The sequence below is a fragment of the Mesobacillus sp. genome (genome assembly GCF_047739415.1).
GTDB lineage: Bacteria > Bacillota > Bacilli > Bacillales > Cytobacillaceae > Mesobacillus.
Genome location: NZ_JBIQOE010000023.1, coordinates 1 through 25,165 on the forward strand (window position 1 = coordinate 1; position 25,165 = coordinate 25,165).

General features: G+C 42.0%; 24 protein-coding genes. 15 read left to right on the forward strand and 9 right to left on the reverse strand.

The genetic code is table 11. The features are described 5' to 3' along the window. Window positions 1–3,470: pullulanase-associated domain-containing protein (locus ACH0QE_RS01580; RefSeq protein WP_415798993.1), on the reverse strand; the 3,470-nt coding region annotated here is incomplete at its 3' end. 453 nt (window positions 3,471–3,923) lie between these two features. Between ACH0QE_RS01580 and ACH0QE_RS01585 the strand changes: the two genes are divergently transcribed. Further along, window positions 3,924–4,709 (forward strand): arylamine N-acetyltransferase family protein, encoded by a 786-nt coding sequence (locus tag ACH0QE_RS01585; RefSeq protein WP_415798994.1) that lies wholly within the window; start codon window positions 3,924–3,926, stop codon window positions 4,707–4,709. A 59-nt stretch (window positions 4,710–4,768) separates the two neighbouring features. Then, on the forward strand, window positions 4,769–5,578 hold the full coding sequence (locus tag ACH0QE_RS01590) for an EcsC family protein (protein ID WP_415798995.1): 810 nt from the start codon (window positions 4,769–4,771) through the stop codon (window positions 5,576–5,578). A 60-nt stretch (window positions 5,579–5,638) separates the two neighbouring features. On the opposite strand, the gene ACH0QE_RS01595 is transcribed toward ACH0QE_RS01590, so the two are convergent. Next, window positions 5,639–6,652 (reverse strand): acyltransferase, encoded by a 1,014-nt coding sequence (locus ACH0QE_RS01595; protein WP_415798996.1) that lies wholly within the window; start codon window positions 6,650–6,652, stop codon window positions 5,639–5,641. 114 nt (window positions 6,653–6,766) lie between these two features. On the opposite strand from ACH0QE_RS01595, the gene ACH0QE_RS01600 reads away from it, so the two are divergent. The 7 genes from ACH0QE_RS01600 to ACH0QE_RS01630 all read left to right on the forward strand — a co-directional run bounded on the left by ACH0QE_RS01600 (window position 6,767) and on the right by ACH0QE_RS01630 (window position 10,633). After that, on the forward strand, window positions 6,767–6,955 hold the full coding sequence (locus ACH0QE_RS01600; protein WP_415798997.1) for a hypothetical protein: 189 nt from the start codon (window positions 6,767–6,769) through the stop codon (window positions 6,953–6,955). A 232-nt stretch (window positions 6,956–7,187) separates the two neighbouring features. Continuing rightward, a complete protein-coding gene (locus tag ACH0QE_RS01605; protein WP_415798998.1) occupies window positions 7,188–8,234 on the forward strand; it encodes an ADP-ribosylglycohydrolase family protein in 1,047 nt (348 codons plus the stop codon). 71 nt (window positions 8,235–8,305) lie between these two features. Next, window positions 8,306–8,452, forward strand: a complete 147-nt coding sequence (locus ACH0QE_RS01610; RefSeq protein WP_415798999.1) for a hypothetical protein — start codon at window positions 8,306–8,308, stop codon at window positions 8,450–8,452. A 28-nt stretch (window positions 8,453–8,480) separates the two neighbouring features. Further along, the gene (locus ACH0QE_RS01615) at window positions 8,481–8,618 is read left to right on the forward strand and encodes a hypothetical protein (protein ID WP_415799000.1); all 138 of its coding nucleotides are present in this window, start codon (window positions 8,481–8,483) and stop codon (window positions 8,616–8,618) included. Next, window positions 8,615–8,842: a hypothetical protein gene (locus ACH0QE_RS01620; RefSeq protein WP_167833485.1), complete on the forward strand. Its 228-nt coding sequence runs from the start codon at window positions 8,615–8,617 to the stop codon at window positions 8,840–8,842. Before ACH0QE_RS01615 ends, ACH0QE_RS01620 begins: the two co-directional genes overlap by 4 nt. Before the next feature lie 26 nt (window positions 8,843–8,868). After that, window positions 8,869–9,714 carry a GNAT family N-acetyltransferase gene (locus ACH0QE_RS01625; RefSeq protein WP_415799001.1) on the forward strand — a complete coding sequence of 282 codons (846 nt, stop codon included), beginning with the start codon at window positions 8,869–8,871 and terminating at the stop codon, window positions 9,712–9,714. A 277-nt stretch (window positions 9,715–9,991) separates the two neighbouring features. Further along, window positions 9,992–10,633: a 2OG-Fe(II) oxygenase gene (locus tag ACH0QE_RS01630; RefSeq protein ID WP_415799014.1), complete on the forward strand. Its 642-nt coding sequence runs from the start codon at window positions 9,992–9,994 to the stop codon at window positions 10,631–10,633. A gap of 378 nt (window positions 10,634–11,011) precedes the next feature. On the opposite strand, the gene ACH0QE_RS01635 is transcribed toward ACH0QE_RS01630, so the two are convergent. The 5 genes from ACH0QE_RS01635 to ACH0QE_RS01655 form a co-directional block, all read right to left on the reverse strand. Further along, window positions 11,012–12,337: an APC family permease gene (locus tag ACH0QE_RS01635; protein WP_415799015.1), complete on the reverse strand. Its 1,326-nt coding sequence runs from the start codon at window positions 12,335–12,337 to the stop codon at window positions 11,012–11,014. Between the two features lie 42 nt (window positions 12,338–12,379). After that, on the reverse strand, window positions 12,380–13,297 hold the full coding sequence (locus ACH0QE_RS01640) for an acetamidase/formamidase family protein (protein WP_415799002.1): 918 nt from the start codon (window positions 13,295–13,297) through the stop codon (window positions 12,380–12,382). 106 nt (window positions 13,298–13,403) lie between these two features. Beyond that, complete coding sequence (locus tag ACH0QE_RS01645) at window positions 13,404–14,738, reverse strand: hypothetical protein (protein ID WP_415799003.1); 1,335 nt, start codon at window positions 14,736–14,738, stop codon at window positions 13,404–13,406. Then, window positions 14,735–15,436, reverse strand: a complete 702-nt coding sequence (locus ACH0QE_RS01650; RefSeq protein ID WP_415799004.1) for a response regulator transcription factor — start codon at window positions 15,434–15,436, stop codon at window positions 14,735–14,737. The genes ACH0QE_RS01645 and ACH0QE_RS01650 overlap by 4 nt, the downstream gene beginning before the upstream one ends. Beyond that, window positions 15,433–16,185, reverse strand: a complete 753-nt coding sequence (locus ACH0QE_RS01655) for a sensor histidine kinase (protein ID WP_415799005.1) — start codon at window positions 16,183–16,185, stop codon at window positions 15,433–15,435. The genes ACH0QE_RS01650 and ACH0QE_RS01655 overlap by 4 nt, the downstream gene beginning before the upstream one ends. A 151-nt stretch (window positions 16,186–16,336) precedes the next feature. On the opposite strand from ACH0QE_RS01655, the gene ACH0QE_RS01660 reads away from it, so the two are divergent. After that, complete coding sequence (locus ACH0QE_RS01660) at window positions 16,337–17,314, forward strand: GNAT family N-acetyltransferase (RefSeq protein ID WP_415799006.1); 978 nt, start codon at window positions 16,337–16,339, stop codon at window positions 17,312–17,314. Window positions 17,315–17,539: 225 nt separating this feature from the next. Continuing rightward, the gene (locus ACH0QE_RS01665) at window positions 17,540–18,628 is read left to right on the forward strand and encodes a hypothetical protein (protein WP_415799007.1); all 1,089 of its coding nucleotides are present in this window, start codon (window positions 17,540–17,542) and stop codon (window positions 18,626–18,628) included. A 125-nt stretch (window positions 18,629–18,753) separates the two neighbouring features. Here ACH0QE_RS01665 and ACH0QE_RS01670 read toward each other — a convergent pair whose 3' ends face one another. Then, window positions 18,754–20,247 (reverse strand): peptide MFS transporter, encoded by a 1,494-nt coding sequence (locus ACH0QE_RS01670; RefSeq protein ID WP_415799008.1) that lies wholly within the window; start codon window positions 20,245–20,247, stop codon window positions 18,754–18,756. Window positions 20,248–20,570: 323 nt separating this feature from the next. Between ACH0QE_RS01670 and ACH0QE_RS01675 the strand changes: the two genes are divergently transcribed. The 3 genes from ACH0QE_RS01675 to ACH0QE_RS01685 all read left to right on the forward strand — a co-directional run bounded on the left by ACH0QE_RS01675 (window position 20,571) and on the right by ACH0QE_RS01685 (window position 23,867). After that, window positions 20,571–21,029: a DUF305 domain-containing protein gene (locus ACH0QE_RS01675; protein WP_415799009.1), complete on the forward strand. Its 459-nt coding sequence runs from the start codon at window positions 20,571–20,573 to the stop codon at window positions 21,027–21,029. Between the two features lie 113 nt (window positions 21,030–21,142). Then, complete coding sequence (locus tag ACH0QE_RS01680; protein WP_415799010.1) at window positions 21,143–21,994, forward strand: hypothetical protein; 852 nt, start codon at window positions 21,143–21,145, stop codon at window positions 21,992–21,994. Window positions 21,995–22,373: 379 nt separating this feature from the next. Further along, window positions 22,374–23,867 carry an amidase family protein gene (locus tag ACH0QE_RS01685; RefSeq protein WP_415799011.1) on the forward strand — a complete coding sequence of 498 codons (1,494 nt, stop codon included), beginning with the start codon at window positions 22,374–22,376 and terminating at the stop codon, window positions 23,865–23,867. Window positions 23,868–23,944: 77 nt separating this feature from the next. On the opposite strand, the gene ACH0QE_RS01690 is transcribed toward ACH0QE_RS01685, so the two are convergent. Next, on the reverse strand, window positions 23,945–24,436 hold the full coding sequence (locus ACH0QE_RS01690; protein ID WP_415799012.1) for a hypothetical protein: 492 nt from the start codon (window positions 24,434–24,436) through the stop codon (window positions 23,945–23,947). A 113-nt stretch (window positions 24,437–24,549) separates the two neighbouring features. Here ACH0QE_RS01690 and ACH0QE_RS01695 point away from each other — a divergent pair, with 113 nt between their 5' ends. Continuing rightward, window positions 24,550–25,005 carry a DUF4385 domain-containing protein gene (locus ACH0QE_RS01695; RefSeq protein ID WP_415799013.1) on the forward strand — a complete coding sequence of 152 codons (456 nt, stop codon included), beginning with the start codon at window positions 24,550–24,552 and terminating at the stop codon, window positions 25,003–25,005. The last annotated feature ends 160 nt before the right edge of the window (window positions 25,006–25,165 follow it).

Genomic DNA, 25,165 nt, shown 5'->3' on the forward strand with positions numbered 1-25,165 from the left:
AGCATTCTCCAGCTAGTAGAAGCAGAAACCGTTCTGTCTGCAAATGTTACGGATAATGGAAGCTTGTTTAAATCAAATGAGCCTTTTACTTCTGCAGCAGTTGGGCTTGTGATTTCAGCACTTGTCACAGAAACTTCAGTACCATCTGCATCTTTGATTGCAAGCTTTGATTTTAAATCATCAGCTGTTAAGCCATCTGTCATCGTGAAGCCTAATAGAATCGTATCTTCAGAGACTACTTCTGCAGATGTAAGGCCAGTTGCCTGCTCCCAGTAAGGTGAGATATAGACATTGTCATCGCCTTGTTTAACCCATACGTGGTTGTATTTGTCCAGGAGGTTGAACTTCTTGTCCCCGCCGTCCTTTTCTTGTGTTGATTTGTTTAGGGTAATCATACCGATTTCTTTCGCATTTTCCTTCAACTGAATGTCAACATAAGCACCATAACGGTCCGTTCCAGAGAAGGAAGCAGCTCCTGTTGGCCAGTTCTCAGAAGGTGCAGCGACATCGCCCCAGTTCCAGAGCCCAAAGTTTTCATAGTCAGCATTGTCACGCACATAGTGGACGCGGACTGTGTTTTCGGGAAGGTTGACTGGTTCATAAGTGTAAACCTTGTCATCGCCTTGCTTGATGAAAATTTCATTGATTTCAGGTGAACTGATTGTAAAGCCTTTGTCTCCGCCGTCTTTTCCAGCATCACCTTTTGTTACATCCATGACGAGGAAGCCGATATTCTCAGCTCCATTCGCAAGCTCGACGTCAATGTATGCACCATAGCTGTCTGTTTTTTCGAACATTGTAGCTCCCATTGGCCAGTTAGCAGAAGGGGAAGCTACATCGTTCCACAGCCATGCACCAAAGTTTTCATAATTGTTGTCGTCACGCTTGTAGTGGATGCGGACATGATTCTCAGGAATTGGATCAACAGTTCCATCTCCGCCGCCATCTCCAGTACCAGCAGATGCAGCAGCCGTAATCGCTCCGCCTTCAACCGTCAGTAAAACCGTACCGCCGTCAGCTTTTGCAGGTAGTGTTAAAGTAACTTCTCCCGCTTCAGTAGCAGTGTAAGTTTGGCCTGAATAGTGGTCTGTAACTACCGCTCCAGCATCAACTGTCAATTTTACTTCTTTTGCTGCGTCAGCAACATTCAAGCCGACATATGCAGCTTCATTTCCATATGATCTAGCAAAAACCATGAACTTATCAGCGTCTGTTCCGCCGAGTGCTGTACGTTCACCTTTAGCGAATACTTCAGAATGGTCGCCCCTGAAGTTCAAAATCTTTTTATAGTGTCCAAGGACATCGTTGCCTTCTACCTTGTCCCAGGCGAAGTCGTAGCGATTGTCATATTGCGGATAATTATTTTCGCCAGATTGGCCAAGTTCTTCACCGTAGTATATAACTGGCTGGCCTTTTGCGGTTGCCTGCAGGGAAGCAGCCACTTTCAGTTTGCCTTTGTCATTTCCTGCATTGAAAAGGAATCCATTTTCATCGTGGCTTCCGAGGAACTGGCCTAAAGTTGCCGTGTTATCAATTTTCTCATTACGTGTCATTAATGCATCATTAGCAGCATTCAGGTTTCCGTTAACAAAGGAATGCGCAATATTCTTAAAATCAAAGTCCAGCAGGGAGTCCATCATGCCTGTTTCAAGATAGCCCAGCTGATTGCTTGCGCTGGCTCCCCAAGCTTCGCCAATCATTTTATGTTCCGGCATTTTTTCAGTGATTGCGTTCTTGAACGCCATCCAAGTTGTGTCTTCAACGTTCTTTACAGTGTCCACGCGGAAGTAGTCAATTGTGTTGCCTTTAGCAGTTTTAGATTTCTCGATCCAGTCAGTCTGCCACTGGATGATTGCTTCTCGTACTGCTGGGTCTTCTGTCTTGAAATCCGGAAGGCCTGCCAGTTCACCGAGAACTCCATCGGATCCAACATTTGAACCCTGGCGAAGCAGGCTGCTGAATGAAGCGCGCTCTTCATCTGTCGGGTAGCCGGCAGGTGGGTTTGTCAATTGACCATCGATATCTTTCAGACCATAACCAGTGTGGTTCAGGACCACATCGACCATAATTTTGATGCCGCGTTCGTGCGCTGCGTCAATCAAGTTTTGGAAGTCTTGCATAGAACCGAAGTGCGGGTTCAATTTACCAAAGTTACTAGCCCAGTATCCGTGATACCCGTAATAAGAAGGATCACCCTCAGGGTAGCGGACATTGTGCTTAACATTCTCAACAATCGGGCTGATCCAGATCGTATTAACACCCAATTGGTCTAGATAATCTAATTTTTCAGTGATTCCTTTAAAATCTCCGCCCTGATACGTACCGCGGTCATTAGTATCATAGTTTAATCCATAAGGGTCATTATTAGAGGAATCTCCATCGAAGAATCTATCAGTCAGCATGAAGTAAATGATGGACTCATCCCAGTCAAAGTCATTTTCATCAACGGACTGTCTTGTTTTTACAGTAATGCTTGCTGTGCCGTTATGTGGGTTGCCAAATGAATCGACGGCGGTTAACGGGATTGTTTTAGTACCTGCTGTTACGTTGTCATCTACAGCAATTGTAACTTCTTTTAACGATGGGTCGATTTCAAGAGCGTTTGATCCACCCAGCGCAGAAACATCAGCGGTGATTTTGCTTATCTCGACACCTTCAGTTAGTCCCTGTACATCTACAGTCAGTACCGCGTTCTGGTTGTAATCAATTTCTGCCGGATTGACAGAACCTGAAACAGCCAAGTCAGCGCTGGCGTAAGTGATTTTTGAAGCACCGTCAACTGTATTGTAAGGATCGGTTACTTCACTAGTCTGTCCATTTTTTGTAACAAGGAATGTGTATTCATTTGTACCATTCGGAATGTTCTCATATGGAGCTACGAATCTCTCATTCTCCGGCTCATATGTCATTGCAATTGTTTCATTATTAAACTTCAATTCTACTTTTTCAATCGTATCCATGGCATTGTTAGCGAAGAGCTCTTTATCACGATAGAAGAAAGTCGCATTTCCATTATCGATGACTGGAGCCGATCCATCAGGAACAATGCGAATCTGTTCAACACCACTTGTGATGAAGGCTTTTGTTATGGAGTCGTTTTTGTTGATGTTGATAAAACGGTCTCCGAATTCTTTTTGAGCAGTATTCCAGTCAGAAGTACTGCGAAGAACAAAGCCCATTTGCGCAGTATTAGGGCCTACAGGGATATCGACAACAGCTTTGCTGCCTTCCTTTGTTGTAAAATCAACCTGGCCATCTTGTACCCCGGTGTTCCAAGTCCAAATATTCCATTCACCAAAATTCTGATCTTCACGAATGTAAGTAAAGCGCACTTTGCGATCAGTCGTTTCTGAGGTAACAGTTGTTCCTTCTGCATTAGCCTGCTGTACAGGTATAAAAGGAAGCCATAAACTCAAAATCATGATCGCTGTCATGAAAATAGAGAAACTACGTTTTGTGCTTTTTCTCATACGGATTTTTTCCTCCCTAGATTGAATGATGTAGCTAGAGTAGTAGAAAGATGTCCTCCTTTCTATTATTAATATTAAGGAATCTAAGTGAAACCGTTTGCACAACTGAGCAAAAAAATTTAAGGCCTCAAATGATGCAAGCGCTTGCAATAAACTTTCTTCTTAATTTTACAATACTTTTATCTAGCCAGCAATGGCAGAAGAGCAGGGTGTTTGCATGTAAATAGCGCCAAATTACTACACGATTTGATAAGGTAATAGGCTTAAAGTAATCATAGATTGTCAGTTTTTATGCTATTTTCTTGAGAATCTACTTGAATGCGAAGAAAAATGTCGGAATAAATATATTACAGTGATGGAAAATGAATAATAAGACCTATCTGAAATGTCTGCTTTTTTGAGTGAAATCATGTATCTTAACGATAGGAAGCTTAACGAAAGAGGTATTGAAAAATGAGTAATCTAAACCAGCTATTCCGTGAGAGAATCGTGCTGCCTATCTCAGCGCCTGTCACATTAGCAAATATGGATCAAATTCTTGAACTGACCGCAGATACAATCCCATTTGAAAACCTGTGCACACTCTCCGGAGATTTAAATGAGTTGAATGAAGGGAATTTAGTAGAAAAAATCCTCCTTAAAAATGAAGGCGGCCTATGCTATGACCTGAACGGCATCCTCTATTTATTTTTAAAAGAGAATGGGCTTGATGTCCAGCTGGTCCGTGGGTCTGTATACGTTCCTGACCTTAAAGGTTTCAGTCCAACTGGGAGGACGCATGCAGCGATTTTATTGAAGGAAGAGGGCGAAGGATTTCTGATTGATACAGGTTTTGGCGGAAATCTTCCGTTAAGGCCGGTTCCGATGGATGGGACAGAGATTAGTTCTCCTAATGGGGATTTTCGTGTTAAACAAAATGATAGTGAGTTTGGAGATTACATTTTAGAGATGAAGCTGAAATATAAGGATTCTGATTGGAGAATCGGTTACGCTTTTGATTCAAGGGAGCCGGTGGAGAATGTCAGCGATTTATCTGAAATGAAGAAAATCATAACGGAACACCCGCAGTCTCCATTTAATAAAAAGCCTTTGCTGACAAGAGTGACACCTGATGGAAGCATGGTGTTAACGGAAACTAGTTTTACACAATGGACGGAAGATGGTGTTAAGAAAAAGGAAATAGACTCTGAACGCTTCAAGGAACTGGCAAAAGAATTCTATAACATCGAACTAAAATGAAACCTTCCTATGAAGTTAACCGTTAATATAGTATCAAAAATGACAGGTGGATGAAGCGGATGGATTCACGGGACTACTTATTGAATGAACTAAAGGAAATTGAAAAATGGGAGAAGGACCAGAAGGGGCTTTGGTTTTGGGAGCGCCTGACCCGTCTGCCATTCAAGATGCTTGACCGGTTTACGCCAAAGTTCATTCAAGAGAAGGTAGGGATCCTGCTTGATGAGCTGGGAAGCTACATTCAAACGGGAGGACAGTATTTAACGAGCGAAAAATCAGTGTTTCAATTTTTCGAGAAAAAGACCGGCAGGAGAGTCAGCCAGCTTGCAGATATGGAACGCATTCCGGTGGAAGAAATGAAGATAGCATCACTTGCACTGGGAGAGCAGCGGAAGAAGGCGGCAACAATCCAGGGAGCGAGTACGGGGATCGGCGGAATCTTTACTCTGGCGATTGATATTCCTGCTGTTCTGGCCCTCTCGCTAAAAACACTCCAGGATATCGCGATCATCCATGGGTACGATCCTAGAGACAAGAAGGAACGAGTGTTCATCATCAAGTGCCTGCAGTTTTCTTCGGCGGATGTTGTTGGAAAACAGGCCATCTTGAATGAATTGAGCGATTTTAACAATGAAAATAAATCAAGGGAAGTCATCTCGCAGCTTCAGGGTTGGCGCGAGGTTACCTTGACGTATACAGAATCATTTGGCTGGAAAAAACTGCTCCAGATGGTACCGGTGGCGGGGATTGTGTTCGGCGCATTCGCCAACAGGTCGATGGTGAGTGACCTTGCCGAAACCGCGACGATGTTATATCAGAAGAGACGAATTTTGGAGAGGCTGGAGAGGGGCTTGATTGAGGAAAAATAAAGACTTCAGGTTTGCCAGCGGGGTTATTTTTAATAAAACAGAGCCTGATCCGTAATGGAATTAGGCTCTGTTTACTAACTCATACTTTGCAGACTGTATAAGCTTATATGTGGCATACGACAAAACAAAAACAAGAAGAGCATCCACTAAGTTCATTAGCAAGTAATGGGTGCCTGGCTCCAGACCGATTGTTTCAAACAAAATATCAATCATATCAATAAAGAATACATGAATGGTATATATTCCGAGAGAGTTTCCTCCTATTTTAGTGATCAACAATCCTTTTCCGAGATGGGGATTGCTTAGTGCGAATAGGAATAGAAATAAGGTAAGAAAAATCGTCGTAAAAAAGTATTCTCCATGTTTGGAATCTAAACTTTTCAGCCAATAACCTTCTGAAACCTGGAGGAGGGCAAAAAAACAAAATAAGGAAAAATATATCTTTCCGCTAAATCTTTGCCAGGATTGAATAGTAGCAAGCCAGAATCCCAGAACTGTATAGAACAGGCTGATATAAAGAGCGGACCGGGTTGTGCTCACTGGCAGCTCTTCAAATATGGAATAAGACTGTCCAAATAGACCCAATAGGTTTAAGCAAAAAGAGATTATCAAAAGCAGCCTCACTCTTTTCAACCTATAAAAAAAATATAAAATCGCCATACTCCATACAAGCGAAATGACGAACCACAGCTGATAACCGCTTGTTCCCTGACCGTAATAAAAAAGATTAAGAGCATTCATATTATCTATATACTTTGCTAGTTCAGCTTTTCTGTTTTCATGGGCCACTATAATTCTTAAAACATCATAAACAATATAGAAAATGAGCCAGCTAACATATATCTTAAGGATTTTTGTTACATATTTTTTGAAGTAAGAGAAGGAATCGGGATTACTGCTTACTTTAAGGCTGAACAAATAGCCAGAAGCGGCAAAGAAAAAAGGGACAGCAAACCGTGAAAGGTTATCAAGAATGAAATAGCCCACCTGGTCATTACTGGGGAATGTATGAATGATGACGACTGCCAGGATGGCAAAAAATTTGATAAAGTCGATTGTGTAGTTGCGCTCCATGTTTAACCTCGGATGTAAGTATTTGTACTCCTAGTCTTTCCACTATATTCAGTCTTATGAATATAAGGGGGAAGTGACTTGGGATAATAGGGAGAAAAAGGGAGGCAAAATTTGTTGGAGTCTAATAAAAAACAGCAAGACAAGAATCAAATTGAGCAGAATGTGAAAAACAAAAAGAACGAACGCACTTATAATCAAACAGATGGCTTCCGCTGCGACTATGATGATTCTTCAGACTCGAAATGGAAAAAAGAGGAAAACAACCTTCAAACCGGGGTTTTTCCTCTTTTTTTTATACAGTAATTCCAATTCTTCTTCTGAAACACTCCCGGCAATAAAAATAAGAATGTAGAATCCAAATATTTTGGCTATGAGGAATTGACGAATCTCTGGATGAGTCTGAGTGTTTAAGATGTTCAGTGCCTTTCACTGAAATCTTTTAAATGGTTAGTTATGAGTTTGTATGACAAATGGGCAGGAGTTGATTGGTGTTTTGGAGAATAGTAACAATAATTTAAATGCCAAAGGAGTCCCTATGTCAAAAAAAGATCTATTTATGGCGTCCTTGCTTGGTGGGGCGATCGGTGATGCATTTGGGTATACGGTTGAGTTTATGAAGCTTGATGAAGTCAAAGCGAAGTTTGGTGAAGAGGGAATTACGTATTTGGAATTGAATCCTTATTCCGGAAAAGCACTGATTTCAGATGATACTCAAATGACGTTGTTCACAGCAGATGGCATCATCTGGGCTTATGACCGGATGAGCGAGCGTGGGATTGGCAGCTATGCGGGGAGTGGAGTCTATCAATCTTATCTTCGCTGGCTGTATACACAGACGAAGAGTTTGCCGGATGAACATTATGATTGGCTGCTAGACCCTCAGCCACATGAAGAGAAAGGAAGTATTTTAGCGCACAAGGAACTATTCTCAGCAAGAGCTCCTGGAAACACGTGCTTGTCAGCGCTCGAGAGCAATAAAATGGGAACGATTGAGTGGCCAATCAACGACAGCAAAGGCTGCGGCGGGGTCATGCGAGTGTCGCCGGTCGGGTTATTTTTACATAAGGATCCTGTACAAGCATTCCAGGTGGCTGCGGAGATCGCTGCGATTACACACGGTCATCCGTCAGGTTATTTATCAGCCGGTGCGCTGGCTGTAATAATCGCTGAGCTGCTCAATGGTAAAACTATTGCTGAAAGCGCCCAGAGTGCAATGGCGATTTTAAAAGAGTATCCACAGCATGAAGAAACATTGACCGCGATGGAAAATGCGATTCAACTTGCCAGCAGCGACGAAAGTCCGGAAAGTGCAATATCAAAGCTTGGCCAGGGTTGGGTGGCCGAAGAAGCGCTGGCGATTTCTCTGTACTGTGCCTTGAAGGAACCAGATTTCAAGAAGGCTTTAATCCTGGCTGTCAATCATGATGGAGATAGTGACTCAACAGGTGCGATCTGTGGAAATATCCTCGGTGCGAGCTATGGTCTCGAAGCTATACCTGAAGAGTGGGCCAATCAACTCGAGCTCAAAGAATTGATTGCCGATGTCAGCAACAGATTATATGATAGATACGAGAAGGCATAGTTTATAGGAGAATCCTGAGGAAGGTTGGGATTCTCTTTATTTTTAATATGCGTAAGACAGGAGAGCTTTAAATGAATTGGGAGAAATATGCAAAAAATGTCATAAGCCGCATGTTGAGCGCGCTGTTGGCTTCTTTTATTCTGGTAATCGTTACACAGTTATGGCTGGCGTTTTCCGGGACTGGAGGAGGGGAGGCTGTCACATGGCTGACTCGATAGAAAAGGCGATGAGGAATGCAAAAGCCTTTTGGAATTATCCGGATTCAAGGTGAAAGAATACCACACAGAACTTGTCAGGAAGGTTCTGACTGGTGAAATGACAAATGAAGAATTTCTGAAAGAAGCTAAGCGGCTGGCGCAGGAAAAGGGCGGTGATCCGAAATGATGATACAGCCATCTGGCAAGGATCTGCTTGATTCTATCCAAAGTTTAATTTTAGAGGCGGAAGACCTGGAGATCAAACAGGAATTATGGGATATTTCAGACGCACTGGAGAGTGGGTCTATTACTCTAGATACAGCATTGTTCTGGGAGCATGCTGAAGCAAGGAAACTCCTTCGGAAGGCGTTCTCGGATGCTGGTTTCCTTCAAATCACTATCGGAAGTTGAATTTTATCAAATAAAGGAGAACCTTTATGAAGCTAGTAGAATTAAACGAAAGTGATACGAAAGGCTTGGTTGATCTATCAGCATCCGTCGGCTGGGATTATGACGAGGCTGAAGTCGCCACACTATTGTCCTCATCACATAAAATATTCGGACACAAAAATGGGGATGGCCAGCTCGTGTCCAGTGCTGCAGTCATTCATTATGACCATAAGCTTGCCTCAATTGGCATGGTGATTGTTCATAGCAATTATCGAGGCCACGGTCTGGGAAAAGAGGTTATGCAAAAATGTATAGAGTATGCCTGTGATCGCTCAATATTTTTAATTGCAACGGCTGATGGCCAGCCATTATACGATAAATTAGGTTTTACAGTGGTTGACTCTGTCCATAAATATCTTTGCGACAAGTATGCTCCACCCAAACTTGCAAAAATAAGCGAGATTTCAATTGAAGCTTATAAGGAGAAGCAATTAGAAGATGTGATTGAGTTGGATGGTGTAGCTTTCGGTGAGAAAAGAAGTATCTTTCTCCGAAACAGAATTCAACAGTCTCATCAATGTCTAGTCGTAAAGGATGAAAACTCAAAGATAATTGGGTTCGGCCTTTCCATATTGGGAACAGTAAACCTGACTCTTGGTCCGGTAATAGCCCCTGATACAAGAATTGCAGAATTAATCATCGACCGCCTTGCTTGTGATCATAAGGGTAAATTAAGAGTAGATGTACCCTCAGGCCATGAGAATCTGATGGCTTTTCTGGAACAAAGCGGGTTTGTAAAGGTCAATAATCCTCCGGTAATGGCAATCCATACGAGTGAAATGCCGCCCAGAAACCATACTTTATTTACGATCGCATCACAGGCATATGGGTGATCATTGTGTAAAACGCGCCGACGTAAATTTGCGTCGTTTTTTTGATATCTATGAGTCAGGGTCCCATGGGAGATTTTTTTATAAAAAAATGATAGTAATACATCTCTCCGCATTGTAAAATAAATTGAAAATTGAATAGAGTTTGAGATTCGGTTTTGTCATCCATTTTGAATTACAGGAGGAAACAAGGGAACATAAAGAATGAATGATGCTTTCGTTTATATATCAATCTAATTTTTGGAAAAATTTATTATTAAGAGGTTGATGAAAGTTGATAATGGATGCTGTTGATTTAACTGTTAAAGAACCTACGATTTTTAATCATATCGGAAACAAAATCAAAACCGATGATCGTGAAATCAATATTATTGCTAGAATGGAAGAACCTTTAATCGTCATTTTGGGGAATGTGCTGAGTGATGAAGAATGCGATGAGCTAATGAAGCTGTCAAAGGACAAGCTGCAGCGCTCGAAAATCGGGAATACCCGCGAAGTTGATCAGCTCAGGACAAGCAGCAGTACGTTTATCGAAGATGGCGAAAACGATATTGTTGCACGTGTTGAAAAGAGAATCTCGCAAATCATGAACATTCCAAATGAGCATGGCGAAGGACTTCAGATTTTAAATTATAAAATTGGCCAGGAGTATAAAGCGCACTTTGACTTTTTCTCGTCAAATGTAAGCAACCCGAGAATCAGTACACTTGTTATGTACCTGAATGATGTTGAGCAGGGTGGAGAAACCTATTTCCCTAAGCTCAATTTCTCAGTATCCCCGCAAAAGGGAATGGCGGTTTATTTTGAATATTTCTATGACAATCAAGACTTAAACGACTTGACTTTGCATGGCGGAGCGCCAGTCGTCATCGGCGACAAATGGGCCGCTACGCAATGGATGAGGCGAAAAAGAGTGAAATAGAGAATGGAAGGGAGAAGCATGTAGAGCATGCTTCTTTTTTTACGCTGTGAAACCATGGTATTAATATTTGTTGATTATCATAGGGAAAACAGAATACGGTGCATAAAAGGGCTTCATGTGCCCGTGGCAGAGAGGAAATCGAAATTACGGTCGTATAAATGGCGAACATGTGCCCGAAGTGCGAGGGAAAAGCGAATCACGGTCACATAAATCCTGAACATGTGCCCGAAGTGGGAGAGAAAACCGGCTTGTGGTAACATAAATAGCTAACATGTGCCCGAGGAGAGAGTGAAAACCGAATTATGGTTACATTTGGATAAAAAAAAGCCTGCAGATCGAGGGGGCAGCCTTTCTCTGCAAGCTTTCTTAACAAAGTAATTACTCTAAATCGAGCGAGGTATCCTTTTTGAATACTTTCAGCAAGATCAGATATACAATACCGATTCCAAGCCAGATGAATCCTAGCTGTTTGGAAAGAGGATCAAGAGCAATCCATACATACCCGATAATGATAAAACCAATCAATGGAAGTACCAGGTGTTTAAAATACTGTTTGCTTTTTTGCTTCTTGATAAAATAAATGACTACCGATGCATGAAGGAACAAAAATGCTGATAATGCACCGAAGTTAACGACTGATGCTAATGCTCCGATTTGTGAAGCAAAGAATGCTGTAACAATCAATGAGATGACTGCGACTAGCAATGTGCTCACATAAGGTGTCTTAAATTTAGGGTGTACCTTTGAGAGGGCCTTTGGCAGCTTGCGGTCACGAGCCATGCTGTAAAGGATTCGTGAAATGGCTGCCTGGGCAACAAGTGCGTCGGCAATCCCCCAGGCAACTGCGGTCGCAATAATCGTCATCCACTTCAACCAAGGACCGCCGGCGATTTCAGCAATTTGGTAAAATGCGACATCAGCGTTTTCAAAGGTTGTGTAATCTGGCCAGATCAATGCAGCTACCCAAGTCTGAATGATAAACAAGACTCCAACTACAAGTAAAGAGAAGACAATAGCCTTACCAATGGCCTTACTTCCACCTTTTGATTCTTCTGCCAATGTCGAAATAGCATCAAATCCTAAAAAGCTAAGTACAGCGATTGATACGGCACCCATTACCGTGCCCATGCTGAAATTATCTGCATCATATAACGGTTTCCACGTGAATTCCGCTCCATTGACACCCTTCATGATGGCGAAAATACCAACAGCCACGAATATCACTAAAACAATCAGTTCGGCGACAACGATAATCTTGTTTGCCTTGGCGGTAAATTCAATTCCCAGCACGTTGACAACTGTATTAATCGCAATGAAAATCACGAGCCAAACGAGTAGTGGAATATTTGGAACGATATCATGCAATGCTGCCGCACTTACTAGATAAAGAAGTGCCGGAACGAAAATGTAATCGAGCAAAATAAGCCATCCAGCGATAAATCCTACGGAATCATTGATGCCTCGCTGTGCATAAGCATATACCGAACCAGCAATAGGGAAAGCCTCGGACATTCTAGCATAGCTTAATGCGGTAAAGATCATTCCGACCATTCCGATGAGGTAGGCCAGGGCAACCATCCCGTTCGACCCCTGGGCAACTGCGCCATAGATTCCAAACGGTGCGATTGGCACCATGAATACCAATCCGTAAATCAGAAGATCCCAAAATGTTAAGGAACGTTTCAGTTCCTGTTTATATCCCATATTTGTCTGGGTTTGAGTTGATTTAGAAAGCTCAGCCACGGATTATACCACCTCTTTCTTGAACAGTTGGATATTGTAAGCTTCGAGGATGGAACGTGGCACAAAGAATCTTGCCGTTTTGAGCGGGTCCACAATCTGGCTAATCTGAGCTTGGCCTGCTGCACTCATCAGCATCGTGAACTCGGCTAAAGACAAATCAGTCTGTGGCTGAAGCAAATCGATCATCTCCTCGACAGCTACATTGGCCGCTTCGTCTAAAAGTTCCTTTGAAACGAGAGTAGCTACGCCTTCTTCGTTTTCTAAAAGTGGATGATTGATGCTGTGCCCTTTGATGACTTCAAGTGTGACCTTTACCTTTGCAGGGATTTCAATCCCGGACACGCTGATTTCGCCGTCACCCATCGCTGCATGCAGATCTCCCAGGGCAAAAAGTGCACCGGGCTGGAAGACAGGGAAGTAAAGGGTGGCTCCTGTAGTTATCAGCTTTGTGTCCATATTCCCGCCATGAGCTCCCGGAGTACCATTGTTGACAGCCTCACCCTCTGGAGCTACTCCAATAACGCCAATCATAGGATTAAGTGGAAGAGCAATTTTTTCATTAAAAATCGCTTTGTCGTCCTTGACTGGAATGATTTTTACTTCGAACTTATCCAGGCGATGTCCCATGACACCAAGCTCCGGACCAACAACCATGACACCTTGTTTACCTAATTCAATGTCATCAATCGTCACTTTTAAAATGTCACCAGGCTGTGCCTCCTCGACATAAACTGGCCCCGTCGCAGGGTTGATTTGATTCCAGTCAATCGCGTTAAAAGTCGTTTGCTCGGATTGGATTTGATCCTGGAAGCAGTCGAAAGTATCAATTTCGACCTGTGTTCCAGACTTCACTGTCAGTGCTGGTTTGTTGTTTTTATCCATGGCATAAATATAGGATTGAGTCGATAACTGTGCAGTCATGTAATTAAATCCCTCCTGAACTTTATTTTTATATTCTGAATAATTAAAATGTTACACTTTTTCAGGAGAGGTTGTTTGTAAAATTCCAATCTGTTTTTGCACGATTTTATTTAAATTTTGTCACCAGCATATGTAAAACCAAGGTGATAACCGCGGTTAATGGTACGATTATCAACCTGTCTGTTATCGTAATATTGAGTACAAAACTGATTAGACTCATCAAACCAACTGTAAGCGAGAAATGCTTTATCGAGAATTGGTCCTTCACATAAATATAAAAAAATGGAATGGCGGCTGCGGTAAAGAAGGACATAAAGTATGGAAGCCACTTTTCAAAGGAATCTGAAAGCAGAACGCCCGCCAGTCCGAGAATCACTATCATAATCATTCCAAAAAAATAGCCTGTCTTTAAAATACGACTAGGTGATGATTCCTGAGTTTTCCTTACTGTCAATATGTATAGAAACAGGCTGACTATTGAGTAAAGGGAATGCCCTGTGCCAACTGCGAGTATGGAAATGCCAGTATAGATGAAAATATGGGCTATTATAGTATTTGACTGAATAACCGACTCAAGCAGCTGTATAGATGAAGATATTTGGGTTTGCGAAAGCAAGTACATTGTAAAAGCTGTATAGGACAGCAATAAGGCAGTCCAGGAAAATGAAGAATATCTCAATGCCGATAAACGGTGATTGGGCTTAGTCGTTTTTACCGATTCCCAGAAATAAAAACTTGTGAAAGTTTGGCCAGCCATAACTAGTATGAATGATACAAAGTAAGAACTGTTTTCCCAAATACTTCCGCTGAAAATTCCTTCAAAGCTTGTAATGAGACGTTGGTAAACAGCATCTGTTCCAGTCCTTAAGTAGAGGGTCAGTACCGTGAATGACATGGTAAATAACACCCCGATTAAAATCAGGCTGCCGACTCTTGTGACTCCCATTTTTCCTCCCAAGCCAAATAAAACATAACTAAAAATTAAAAATAAAAACACACCCAGATAGGAGGGCTGTTGGAAAAAATCCCGGAATAGAATAACAATCAATGAGGTTTGGATCAAAATGCTCCCGATACTGGAAAAACCAAAAATCAAGATTGTAGCAGTGTTGAATTTACCGGGAGAATTGAACTGATCAGGAAGAATTCCATCGATTTTTTCCAGGCTGACAGTCCATTTCTTTAAAATCAAATACAGAATAAAAGAGGAGATGGTAAAAATGAAGAAGCTTGATAATCCTCCTTTTACAGTAAGAATAAATGGGATGAGTACTGTTGCCCCGGTCATATATTGAATAACCAATGAGTATGTTCCACCGCTTAAGCCAACTTCTTTTCCGGCATTCGTAAATTCATGGACACTGCGATGACTGCCGATTTTGTCTATAAGTAGAATGACGAGTGTAAAGGCAATAAATAAAAGGAAATACCAATCAATCATATGTGTTTCTCCTTGAATTGACTCGGAGTGATACCTTCGATTTTCTTAAACAAATTGCTGAAATGATGCTGGCTTGAAAAACCAACGTGTTCAGCAATCTGGAATAAACTCCAATCAGGGTTCTCGAGCATCAGCTGCTTCGCTTTCTGTATCCGGAAATGATTGATATAGTCAGTGAATTTTACGCCCACTATCTCAGTGAACTTTTTGCTTAAGTAAGTTGGGGTGACATATACCTTCCTTGCCAGGTCAGACAGTTGAAGTTTTTGGTCGTATTCTTCGCGGACAATATCCAATACCTTGTTGATCAGGACTGATTTCGTCTCTGTGAACGTGTTTTTTTGTAAAAAATCCTCAATTACCTTGATTAGTTCATTTTCAATAACTGGTTTAACGAGGTAATCCAGGACATTAAGCCGGATTCCCTGCTTTGCATAGCTGAAGTCTTGATAAGCTGTGATGAGTACAACTTCTGTGTCTATATCATTTGTCCTTAAGTACTCGCAGAAGTCCAGACCGGTATCTCCGGGCAATTGGATGTCGACAAAGGCTAGTGGGAATGAGTGGGTTTTTACTAGTTGCTTTGCTTCCACCGCATCCTCGGCAGTGTATATGTTCCAGTTCGTATATTGTTTTTTTACCAAATAAGTAAGCTGTTCAAGCTCTAATGGTTCATCATCGATTATTAATAGATTCATTGTGATTCCCCCGGTGAATATGGCCAAATGGCTTTCACTTCTGTCCATTCTGGCTTTCTTTTCATTGAAACTTCTGTATGCAGTTCAAAAAGCAATTCTAATCGTTTGCGTATATTTTCCATACCTGTACCATCTCCGTTTGTGATGAACTGCTCTGTTTCACTATTGCCATTATCTATAACCTTTAAGATGACCCAGTTCCCTTCCCGGCGCAATTCAATTTTAAGCCGCTTTTCACCACGTTTATTTTCAAGTCCGTGCTTAAAGGCGTTTTCGACGAATGTCTGCAGAGTGTAGGGAGGAAGGAGTGTTGGCAGTGCGTTTTCATCGACTGTTATATCTACTTCTAGCTTCTTTCCAAAACGCAGCTTCTGGATGGCTAAGTAGTTTTTTGTATGCTCCAATTCACTTTCAAAAGGTACAAGCGATTCCTTATCCCTATTTTGATACCTTAGAAAGAGAGAGAACTTCTCCATTGATTGGATGAGGTCTTCATTCCTGTTAAGCCTGGCGAGAGACATCATGGCATTCAAACTGTTAAAAAGAAAATGCGGGCGGATTTGCTGGCTGAGCTGGAGGTACTCCATTTGATGTAGCTGTGTTTGCAGTTGAATCTGTTTATTTTCCATTTGCAAGTAATCAAACTCTTTTTCAAGCAGCTTAAGAATACTGAGAATGACCAATGCAATGATTGGAATGAGCAGACATAGGAAGATAATGATGGAGAACATGGCCGAAGCACTTATCATAATAGATTCATCCTTTTAGTGATAGCCTATTTTTCTATCTATCTTACTCCTTTTTCATGATGTGGTACACCTATTGAATAAATCGAAAGTTTCTATTAATGTTTTCCAAAAAGGCTGTATAATGGAAAAATAAAACAGGGAGGTGGCTTCCATGGAACTATGGAATATCTACGATCAATACAGGCATTTGACTGACCGCATACATAAAAGAGGGGAAGATATGAAGGCGGGGGATTACCATATTGTTGTCCATGTTTGGATTGTGAATGAGGATGGCCAGTTCCTGATCCAGAGGAGGCAGCCGTGGAAAAAAGGCTGGGCAAATATGTGGGATTGCTCTGCAGCCGGTTCTGCAATTCTAGGTGATAATAGTGAACAAGCAGCCATCCGGGAGGCAAAAGAAGAGCTCGGCATCGACCTCGATATCGAAAAGGGCGAAAGATTATTCACTGTGAGATTTCCGCGAGGCTTCGATGATATCTGGCTAGTCAGGCAAAATATCGCGATTGAGGAATTGCATCTTCAGGAAGAGGAAGTCGCCGATGCAAAATGGGCGAGTGAAGCGGAGATAAGGGAAATGGCAGAGACAGGTGAGTTCATCCCGTTTAACTATTTTGACTTATTATTTGAAATGGCTAACTCTTGTATCGCTCTCAAAAAGGCTTCAGTAGATGATGCTGATGACCTTTTAGCTCTGCAAAAAGAAGTATTCATGCCTTTATATAAAAAATACAATGATCATGAAACAAGCCCGGTAACCCAAACGTTGGAGAGGTTCTCCGCAAAGTTCAAACGGGGAGATTTTTTAAAAATCCTCTTTGATGGTGAACTCGCAGGAAGCGTCCATGTATATGAAAAATCGCCTGGTTTGATGAGGCTGCATATCATCAACATTCTGGAAAAATACCATAATAAAGGCATTGCCCAGGAAGTCATGAAACGGCTGGAGCTCATGTATCCGGAAGCCGATGCATGGGTACTGGATACGATTCTTACCGAGGAGCGCAACTGCTACTTGTATGAGAAAATGGGGTATAAACGAACTGGAGATGCTAAAGTCATTAACAATGACATGACGATTATCACATATAGGAAAGAAGCTAATCTGAACAAAATCAATAGTATATAGGTTGGAACGGAAACTTCGTTAATGAGAAGCATAAACCATGCTTCTTTTTTTTGCGCTGAAAAGCAGATCATAAACCTCATATTTATTGAAATCCAGGCAGAAGAAAGAAGCAATCTACTTCAAAATTAACAGTCGAATTCTGTAAAAATAGGGCGAGAGAACTAATGGAAATACAGGAAATACATGGTACTATTCAATTAACGTCACTTATAGGAGGATTGAATCATGACAAAAGAAGAGAATCACTCCATCGAAGAATCGACATCACAAGAGGAAAACTTAACAATAGAAGAACGACTTTTGGATCTCCGTAAAAAATTAAACAAGGAATCGATCCATTCCAGCCTGAGGCCCAAGCTGATTGGGGGCTTGAACGAAAAGGATGTCCTTAAATACATAGATGTGATTGAAAACAAGTACCAGCACATAGAGCAGGAAATGAAAAAGAGTCTTTATGAGCTTGTATCAGCCCGTGACCGCTTGCAGAAGGAGCTTGAAGCTGACAAAGCTGCGGCATTGGAGGAAAAGCAAAACATGCAGGCCAGTCTGGACCAGACCCAAAAAGATTTGGCTGTTTATGCAGCTAAGTGTGAGGAACTGGAATTCACGATTCAGTCCTTAAATGACAATAATAATACACTTATCGATCAATTACAGACTGAGAACAGCCGGCTTGCTTTGGAGCGGAAAGAGCTTGAGAGCCAATTAACTGCTTCCCGGCAGGAAATAGCAGAGCTAAAAGAGTTTACTGCTGAATTTGAACAAAGGAATCAAATTCTTGAATTAAAAATCAATGAACTGCGAGAAGAGCTTGAGAGGAATCCATCCGGAGAAAACCAGGAATATGTTGAAAAAATTAAATCTCTTGAAGAAACAATTGAACAATATAAGGCTGAAATTGAGGAACACCGTAAAACAAGGGCAAGAACCGAGGACGAACTGAAATTGAAAAAAGCTCAGGTGACAAGCTGTAAAATCACCGGATTTAAAGATGAGGTATTCAATATCTATCAGCAGCTTGAGGCGCTCACGCAGGAACAGGTCCAAATTAACAAGGAACTGCAGGAGCAGTTAAAGTTTGAACAGGTGCGTGCAGAAAAAGCTGAGCAGCGTGTGGAGAGCCTCAATATATGGATCGCCCAGTTAAAAGAAAAGTTGTACGGCGAACAAAGTCTTTTCGAGATTCAGTTCAAAAAGATGGCAGAAAGATACAGCTTGTTCCAGTCTGAAGTCAATGAGAGCTTTGATGATTTGAAAACACAGGAATCAGCCATTGACAGCCCTGGTTATCAGGAAGAATTAGTGGAAGTTTAGAATAAAAGTGAAGGGCTTGCCAATCAAAGACAGGCCCTTTCCATTATTTTTTTGGGGAAAATTTAAACATAAACCAAAAAAAGACGGCTCTCCATTTGGGAGTAGCCGTCTTTTGTATTACTGAATTATTTAATACCCTTCATGTAACCTTGAATCTTAGGAGACATGATGAACAGGATGATACCTAGTATGATGGATGCTCCACCGATTGTTCCGAAATAAGTCATTTCGGTTTCAGGTGAGTAAAACTTAACGATTTGTGCGTTGATGGCTTGTGCTGCAGCACTTGCAAGGAACCAGAGGCTCATTGTTTGTGCAGAGAAAGCAGCCGGAGCAAGCTTGGTAGTTGCTGATAGTCCAACAGGAGAAATCAGCAATTCACCAAATACAACGATCAGGTAGCTAAGAACTAACCATAGTGGGCTAACTAGTGCATCTGTGCCTGTGAAGTATCCAGGAATCAGGATGACCAGGAATGATAGACCTGCGAACATCAATGAGAATGAGAACTTCTTAGGAATTGATGGCTGGCGATCTCCCAATTTCACCCAGAATCCAGCGAAAATTGGTGCAAAGATAATGATGAATAATGGATTCAGAGACTGGAACCATGCCGGTGAAATTGTCATACCCGCGAACTCAAGCTGTGTACGCTTGTCCGCATAGTTAGCAAGGATTGTTGAACCCTGTTCCTGGATTGCCCAGAACATTACCGCTGCCAGGAATAACGGAATATATGCAAGAACGCGTGAACGTTCAACTTCTGTTGTCTTAGGGCTGCGGTACATAACGATAAAGTATACAGTCGGAATTAAGATGCCAAGGATTGTTACTAAGTTAATAAAGCTTTCGAATGTTAAAAGTCCAGCAGGAATTAAAATAGCACTTAAAATACCGATTGCAACAATCGCTACACCGAAAATCGTAAAAGTTTTCTTCTTTTCAGATGGTGAAAGCGGGTTTGGTACAGCTGTACCAGCAAGGCCAAGATTCTTCTTCTTTGTAAGAACGAATACAACTAGACCAAGGAACATACCGATTGCGGCAATTGCGAAACCGTAATGGAAGTTATAAGCATTAGATACAGTTCCAACGATAAGTGGCGCAAGGAATGCACCTGCGTTAATACCCATGTAGAATATTGTGAAACCAGCGTCACGACGAGCGTCATTTTCGCTGTACATTTCACCTACGACAGTAGAAACGTTTGGTTTCAATAGACCTGTACCGATTACAATCAAGATCATTGAAACGAAGAACATAGCCACGCTGCCTGGAATAGCAAGCGCAATGTGACCTAACATAATCAATATTCCACCGTAGAATACAGCTTTTGAAGTACCGAAAATCCGGTCAGCAAGCCATCCGCCGATGATGCCCGACATGTAAACGAGTGAGCCGTAAATGGACATGATTGAAAGAGCTAGTGTCTCATCAAGTCCCAAACCGCCTTTAGATACTTCGTAGTACATGTAGAATACGAGGATCGCTCTCATTCCATAGTAAGAGAATCGCTCCCAGAACTCAGTGAAGAAAAGAGTGAAAAGTCCCTTTGGATGTCCGAAGAATCCTGTTTGAGGAACACTATCCACAATTTTCTGCCTATTAAGGTTTGACATGTTTACCCCTCCCTATTTTCTATTCTAGAATACTTTTTGAAGTGTGAATTGTCAAAAACAAAATCAGGAAGTGAATACATAAAACGCTGATATATAAGGGTTTTTGGCGTGTATTCGTTAAAAAGAAAATGTATTAAAAATTATTGGATTAATAAGAAAATGTTAAATAATCAGGTAATTTAGTAAAAATATACCATTCAACACCAAACCGTGTTTACCCCCTTTAACGAAATTGCAAACCAGCAAATGGGACGAATATTTATTAGCCAGGAGGGTATTGTTGGACTAAGAGGATTTAACTTGGCAAAATTGGAGGGAAAAGGATGAAAAATAATTACGGAAGATTTGGCCTGATGGTGCTGACATCCACCATTATCATGTTCATTCTGATGTATTTAAATGCATATAGCATTGATCATGTATTCTTCAGTGAAACAAGACTTTATATGGCTTTGATCATGGGCGGAGTGATGGCGATTGTTATGCTCTCATTCATGCTCAAAATGTATACAAATAAAAAAGTCAATTTAGGAATTTATGCCGGCAGTGCTTTATTGATTGCAGTTTCCCTGTTCCTGGTACGCAGCCAGACGACTGTTGATGATACATCATGGATGAAAGCGATGATCCCGCACCACTCGATCGCCATCCTGACAAGTGAACGTGCCGAGATTGAGGACCCGCGTGTGCGGAAACTGGCTGATGAAATCATCAAGGCACAGCGTAAAGAGATTAGCGAGATGAAGACACTGATTAAGGATCTTGAAGAAAAAGAAAAGTAATATACGAAGGAGAGCTTAATCAATCTGATTAGGCTCTCTTTTTTGCGGCAAAAAGGATTTATGCCCGTTACTGGAGAATTATCGTGAGGAAGAGCAATATAGGAGTGTATAAAATGAAATCCAAATTAATTTTAGTTGAGGGCCTTCCAGGCTCAGGAAAATCGACAACCGCGAGATTGATCTATGACATCCTCATGGAGAATGGTGTAAATGCAGAGCTTTACATGGAAGGCAAATTAGATCATCCAGCCGATTATGAGGGTGTTGCTTATTTTACAGAAGATGAATTTAAGCACCTCCTTGCAGGAAGCGGAAATCTCGGCAAAATTTTTCAAGATCGAGTACTTGTCAAGAATGGGCATTATCTTTTGCCATTTATGAAAATTAAAACAGAACTTGGTGATAAGTTCCCCGAGAATTTGCTGGCGGAGATTTGCAGAAAAGATATTTATGAATTGCCGCTTGAGCAGAATATTCAAGTCATTGCGGAAAGCTGGGCAGAGTTTGCCAGGATGGCAGAAACGGAAAATAAGGTCTATGTATTTGAGTGCTGCTTCATTCAAAATCCAGTTACCGTCGGAATGGTCAAATACGGAGCACCAGATGAAGTGAGTATAGCATATGTCAAAAAACTCGGAGATGCTGTAAAATACCTTGATCCGCTGCTTGTCTATGTAAAACAGGAAGACATCGAGATATCATTCCGTAAGGCAGTCGCTGAAAGACCGGAGGATTGGTTCAAAGGATTCATTCAATATTATACGTCTCAAGGTTACGGTGCCGAAAAAGAACTGAGCGGATTGGACGGTACGATTGAAGTGCTTAAGGCGAGGCAGCAACTTGAAAACAAGATACTAGAACAACTGACTATGCCCGTATCAATCCTGGATAATTCTCAGTTTAACTTGGAAAGCCATAGGGAGAGTTTGATAAAAGAAATTATGGAAGAGAATACGAATGAGTGAAATATGCGGTAAAAGAGCTCGATCCACTGGATTGAGCTCTTTTTGCTAATATGTATTGTGGGTAAAATTATCGTAACCAGAATTTTCTCATGCAATCATACACGCATTGCTCATATCGTAAGTCTTTGCTGCTATGGGTTTTAATTCTTTTTAGGCTATTCAACGATATGGGAATGGTGATTTTATGAAGTCGAACCAGTTAAGAGAGATTGTTGACGCCATAAATCGTCGTTAAAAGATAAAGAGGTCGCGAATAGAGCGTATTTCCCGAAGTCGCATATCCAGATAAACAGGTCACCAATAAATCAAGCATAACCAAAGAGGGATTTTAATATTTTTAGAGAAAGTAGTTGTAAAAAAGTAGAGGGTGGTGAGTGCGATGGAGAGTTTCAATTATAAGGACTATGACGCACTAGGTCTAGCAGAGCTGGTCAAAAGAAAAGAGGTTCAGCCTCTGGAACTTGTTGAGGAAGCAATCCGATTAACAGATTCATTGAATCCAAAGATGAATGCAGTCATCAACAAGATGTACGATCAGGCAAGGAAAACAGCAGGCCAGCAGCTGAGAGGCAGATTTGCTGGAGTCCCGATGTTTCTCAAGGATATTTCACAGGAGATTGAAGGGGAACCGATCACGGCAGGATCCAAGGCATTTTTGAAATACCGGGCGAAAACAGATTCTGTGTATACAAGAAGACTGCGTAAGGCTGGTGTAGTTTTCCTCGGCCAAACGAATGTGCCTGAATTTGCGTTAGTTGCCGTGACTGAACCTGCTCACTATGGTCCTACACGGAATCCGTGGAGTCTAGATCGCTCTCCAGGTGGATCAAGCGGAGGATCGGCGGCAGCGGTAGCATCCGGATTGGTACCAATTGCGGGCGCCAATGATGGCGGAGGGTCGATCAGAATTCCTGCGGCCTACTGCGGATTGTTTGGACTGAAGCCGACCAGGGGCCGGACGCCGGTCGGTCCAAATTACGGACGAGCATGGCAGGGGGCCTCGGCAGAACATGTATTGACGCGTTCGGTCAGGGATAGTGCGGCTATGCTGGATGAACTTCATGGCTATGAAAAAGCAGGAGCGTTTTCGGCTCCTCCTTTTTCAGGAAGTTATCTCGAAACATCCGGCACGCCGCTTGGTAAAAAATTGAGAATTGCTTTTTCGATAAAATCACCAATTGGAACGGATGTTGACAAGGATTGCAGTGAAGGTGTGTTGAAAACAGTAAGGCTCCTTGAGTCGATGGGACATCATGTGGAGGAAGTTGATGCTCCGGTGGACGGGCATAAAATCGCTAAAAGCTATCTAACCATGTACTTTGGGGAAACGGCTGCTCTTTTAGCATCGCTTGAGGAAGTGCTTGGTCGGAAAGCGGCGGCTACGGATGTGGAACCAACCACATGGCTGTTGGGCTTGTTAGGCAAAGCGACAACGGCAGAAGAGTTTGTTCTGAGCATGAGAGAGTGGGATCGAGCCGCCCTGCACATGGAAACATTCCATGAAACCTATGATTTTTACATTACGCCAACAACGGCTCATCTGCCAGCAAAAATTGGCGAACTAGAGCCTTCTTCATCTGAAAAATTCCTGATCAGCACAGTGGGGAGGTTAGGGCTAGGTGGAGCTTTAAAGAAGGCGGGAATCGTGGAACAGATCGCTCAAAAGAATCTGGCTCGTACGCCATTCACCCAGCTTGCAAACCTGACAGGCCAGCCTGCGGTGTCATTGCCGCTGCACCAGACAAAAGATGGTCTGCCAGTAGGGGTACAAGTCATGGCAGCAAGGGGGAGGGAGGATTTGCTGTTCCAGCTAGCAGGAGAGTTAGAGCAATCTGAAATTTGGCAGGATGTGAGCGAGAATCCATTATTCTAGTATTTAATCAAACGTTTGATTAAATAGGGTAGAACCCTTGGAAACACTAAAAAGAGGCAGTCGTAGCTGCCTCTTTTTCAACATAATACAATAATCCTGTATGGAGTCGTTTGCGCCGGAATGCTAAAAGTAGAAGGACCATAAATAACGATTAGATTCCTGTTAGCAGGACTCTTTGTAAACCTCTGCCCATTTTCCAATAAAAGCTGTGTCCCAGGTGATAGGTTAAGCTTCAGCATGCCATCACTGCTGACGAGCTGGCTGTTGAAGAAATCGACTTTCACATTTTGACCTCGCTTTTCTTTTACCATTACAAGAGTCCGGTATTGCGGTGGATAAATCAACGGTACAGGTGCGTCAGCGTCATAGTAGCCCGTCACCCGGTCGCCAACTCCCACCATCGCCTGATCCACAAAGTAAGTCTTCGGTTCTACTACAAAATTGACTTGCCTTCCACTTCCGTCATTGACCGACATTAATTTATAACAGCCTTCATTTTCGCCGGATGGCGTGATAGCAAAGTCGTTTATCATCGTAACCGTTCCACTAAAAGGTTGATATTTGACCACTCTTTCCCCTCCACTCACTGAATTCCTGCCCATATTTTATTCATTCACTGAAAATACGTGCTTGTTAGTAATTCACTAGAGGGGGGTAAAACAAGATAAAAAGGGATGGTACAATGCCTTTCAACTATGATCTTGATTTTGACAATATTGATTTCCGTGATCAGCCTGAACTTTATCGAGTAGGCAGGGGAGAACAGGGTGTTTTACTTGTTGAACCCTATAAAAGTGAAATCCTGCCTCACTGGCGGTTCAAGACACCGGAAATCGCCATGGAATCCTCGGAAAAAATCTATCATATGTTTCTTGATTATAAAGAGAAGAAAGATTTTGTCGGCATGGATATGGCGAGAAAGTTTTTACAGATGGGTTATACTCGCGCCCGCCGTTATACGAATTATAAGGGAGGAAGGAAATATGATGAAGATGGCAAGTTGATGGAGCGCCAGAATGATCCGGTTAAAGCCCAATCAGCGGCCATATTCATGGAGAAATGGAAACAGGCCAGAACGGATAAAGAGTATCTTGAGATGAAAAAGGAACACCAGAGGAGATATGGAAGAAAAGCCTAGATCGCTTGCTTGAGTGGGAAGAGTGATTGGTCGATGACGATATGAAAACAGTTTGAGAGCTACAAGGTTTTTCTTTTTCGAATCGGTCCACTTTCTGAATACCGACAACCTCAATTTCAATGGTTTTCATAAAATTGATCAAATTCGTCATGTTTGCAGG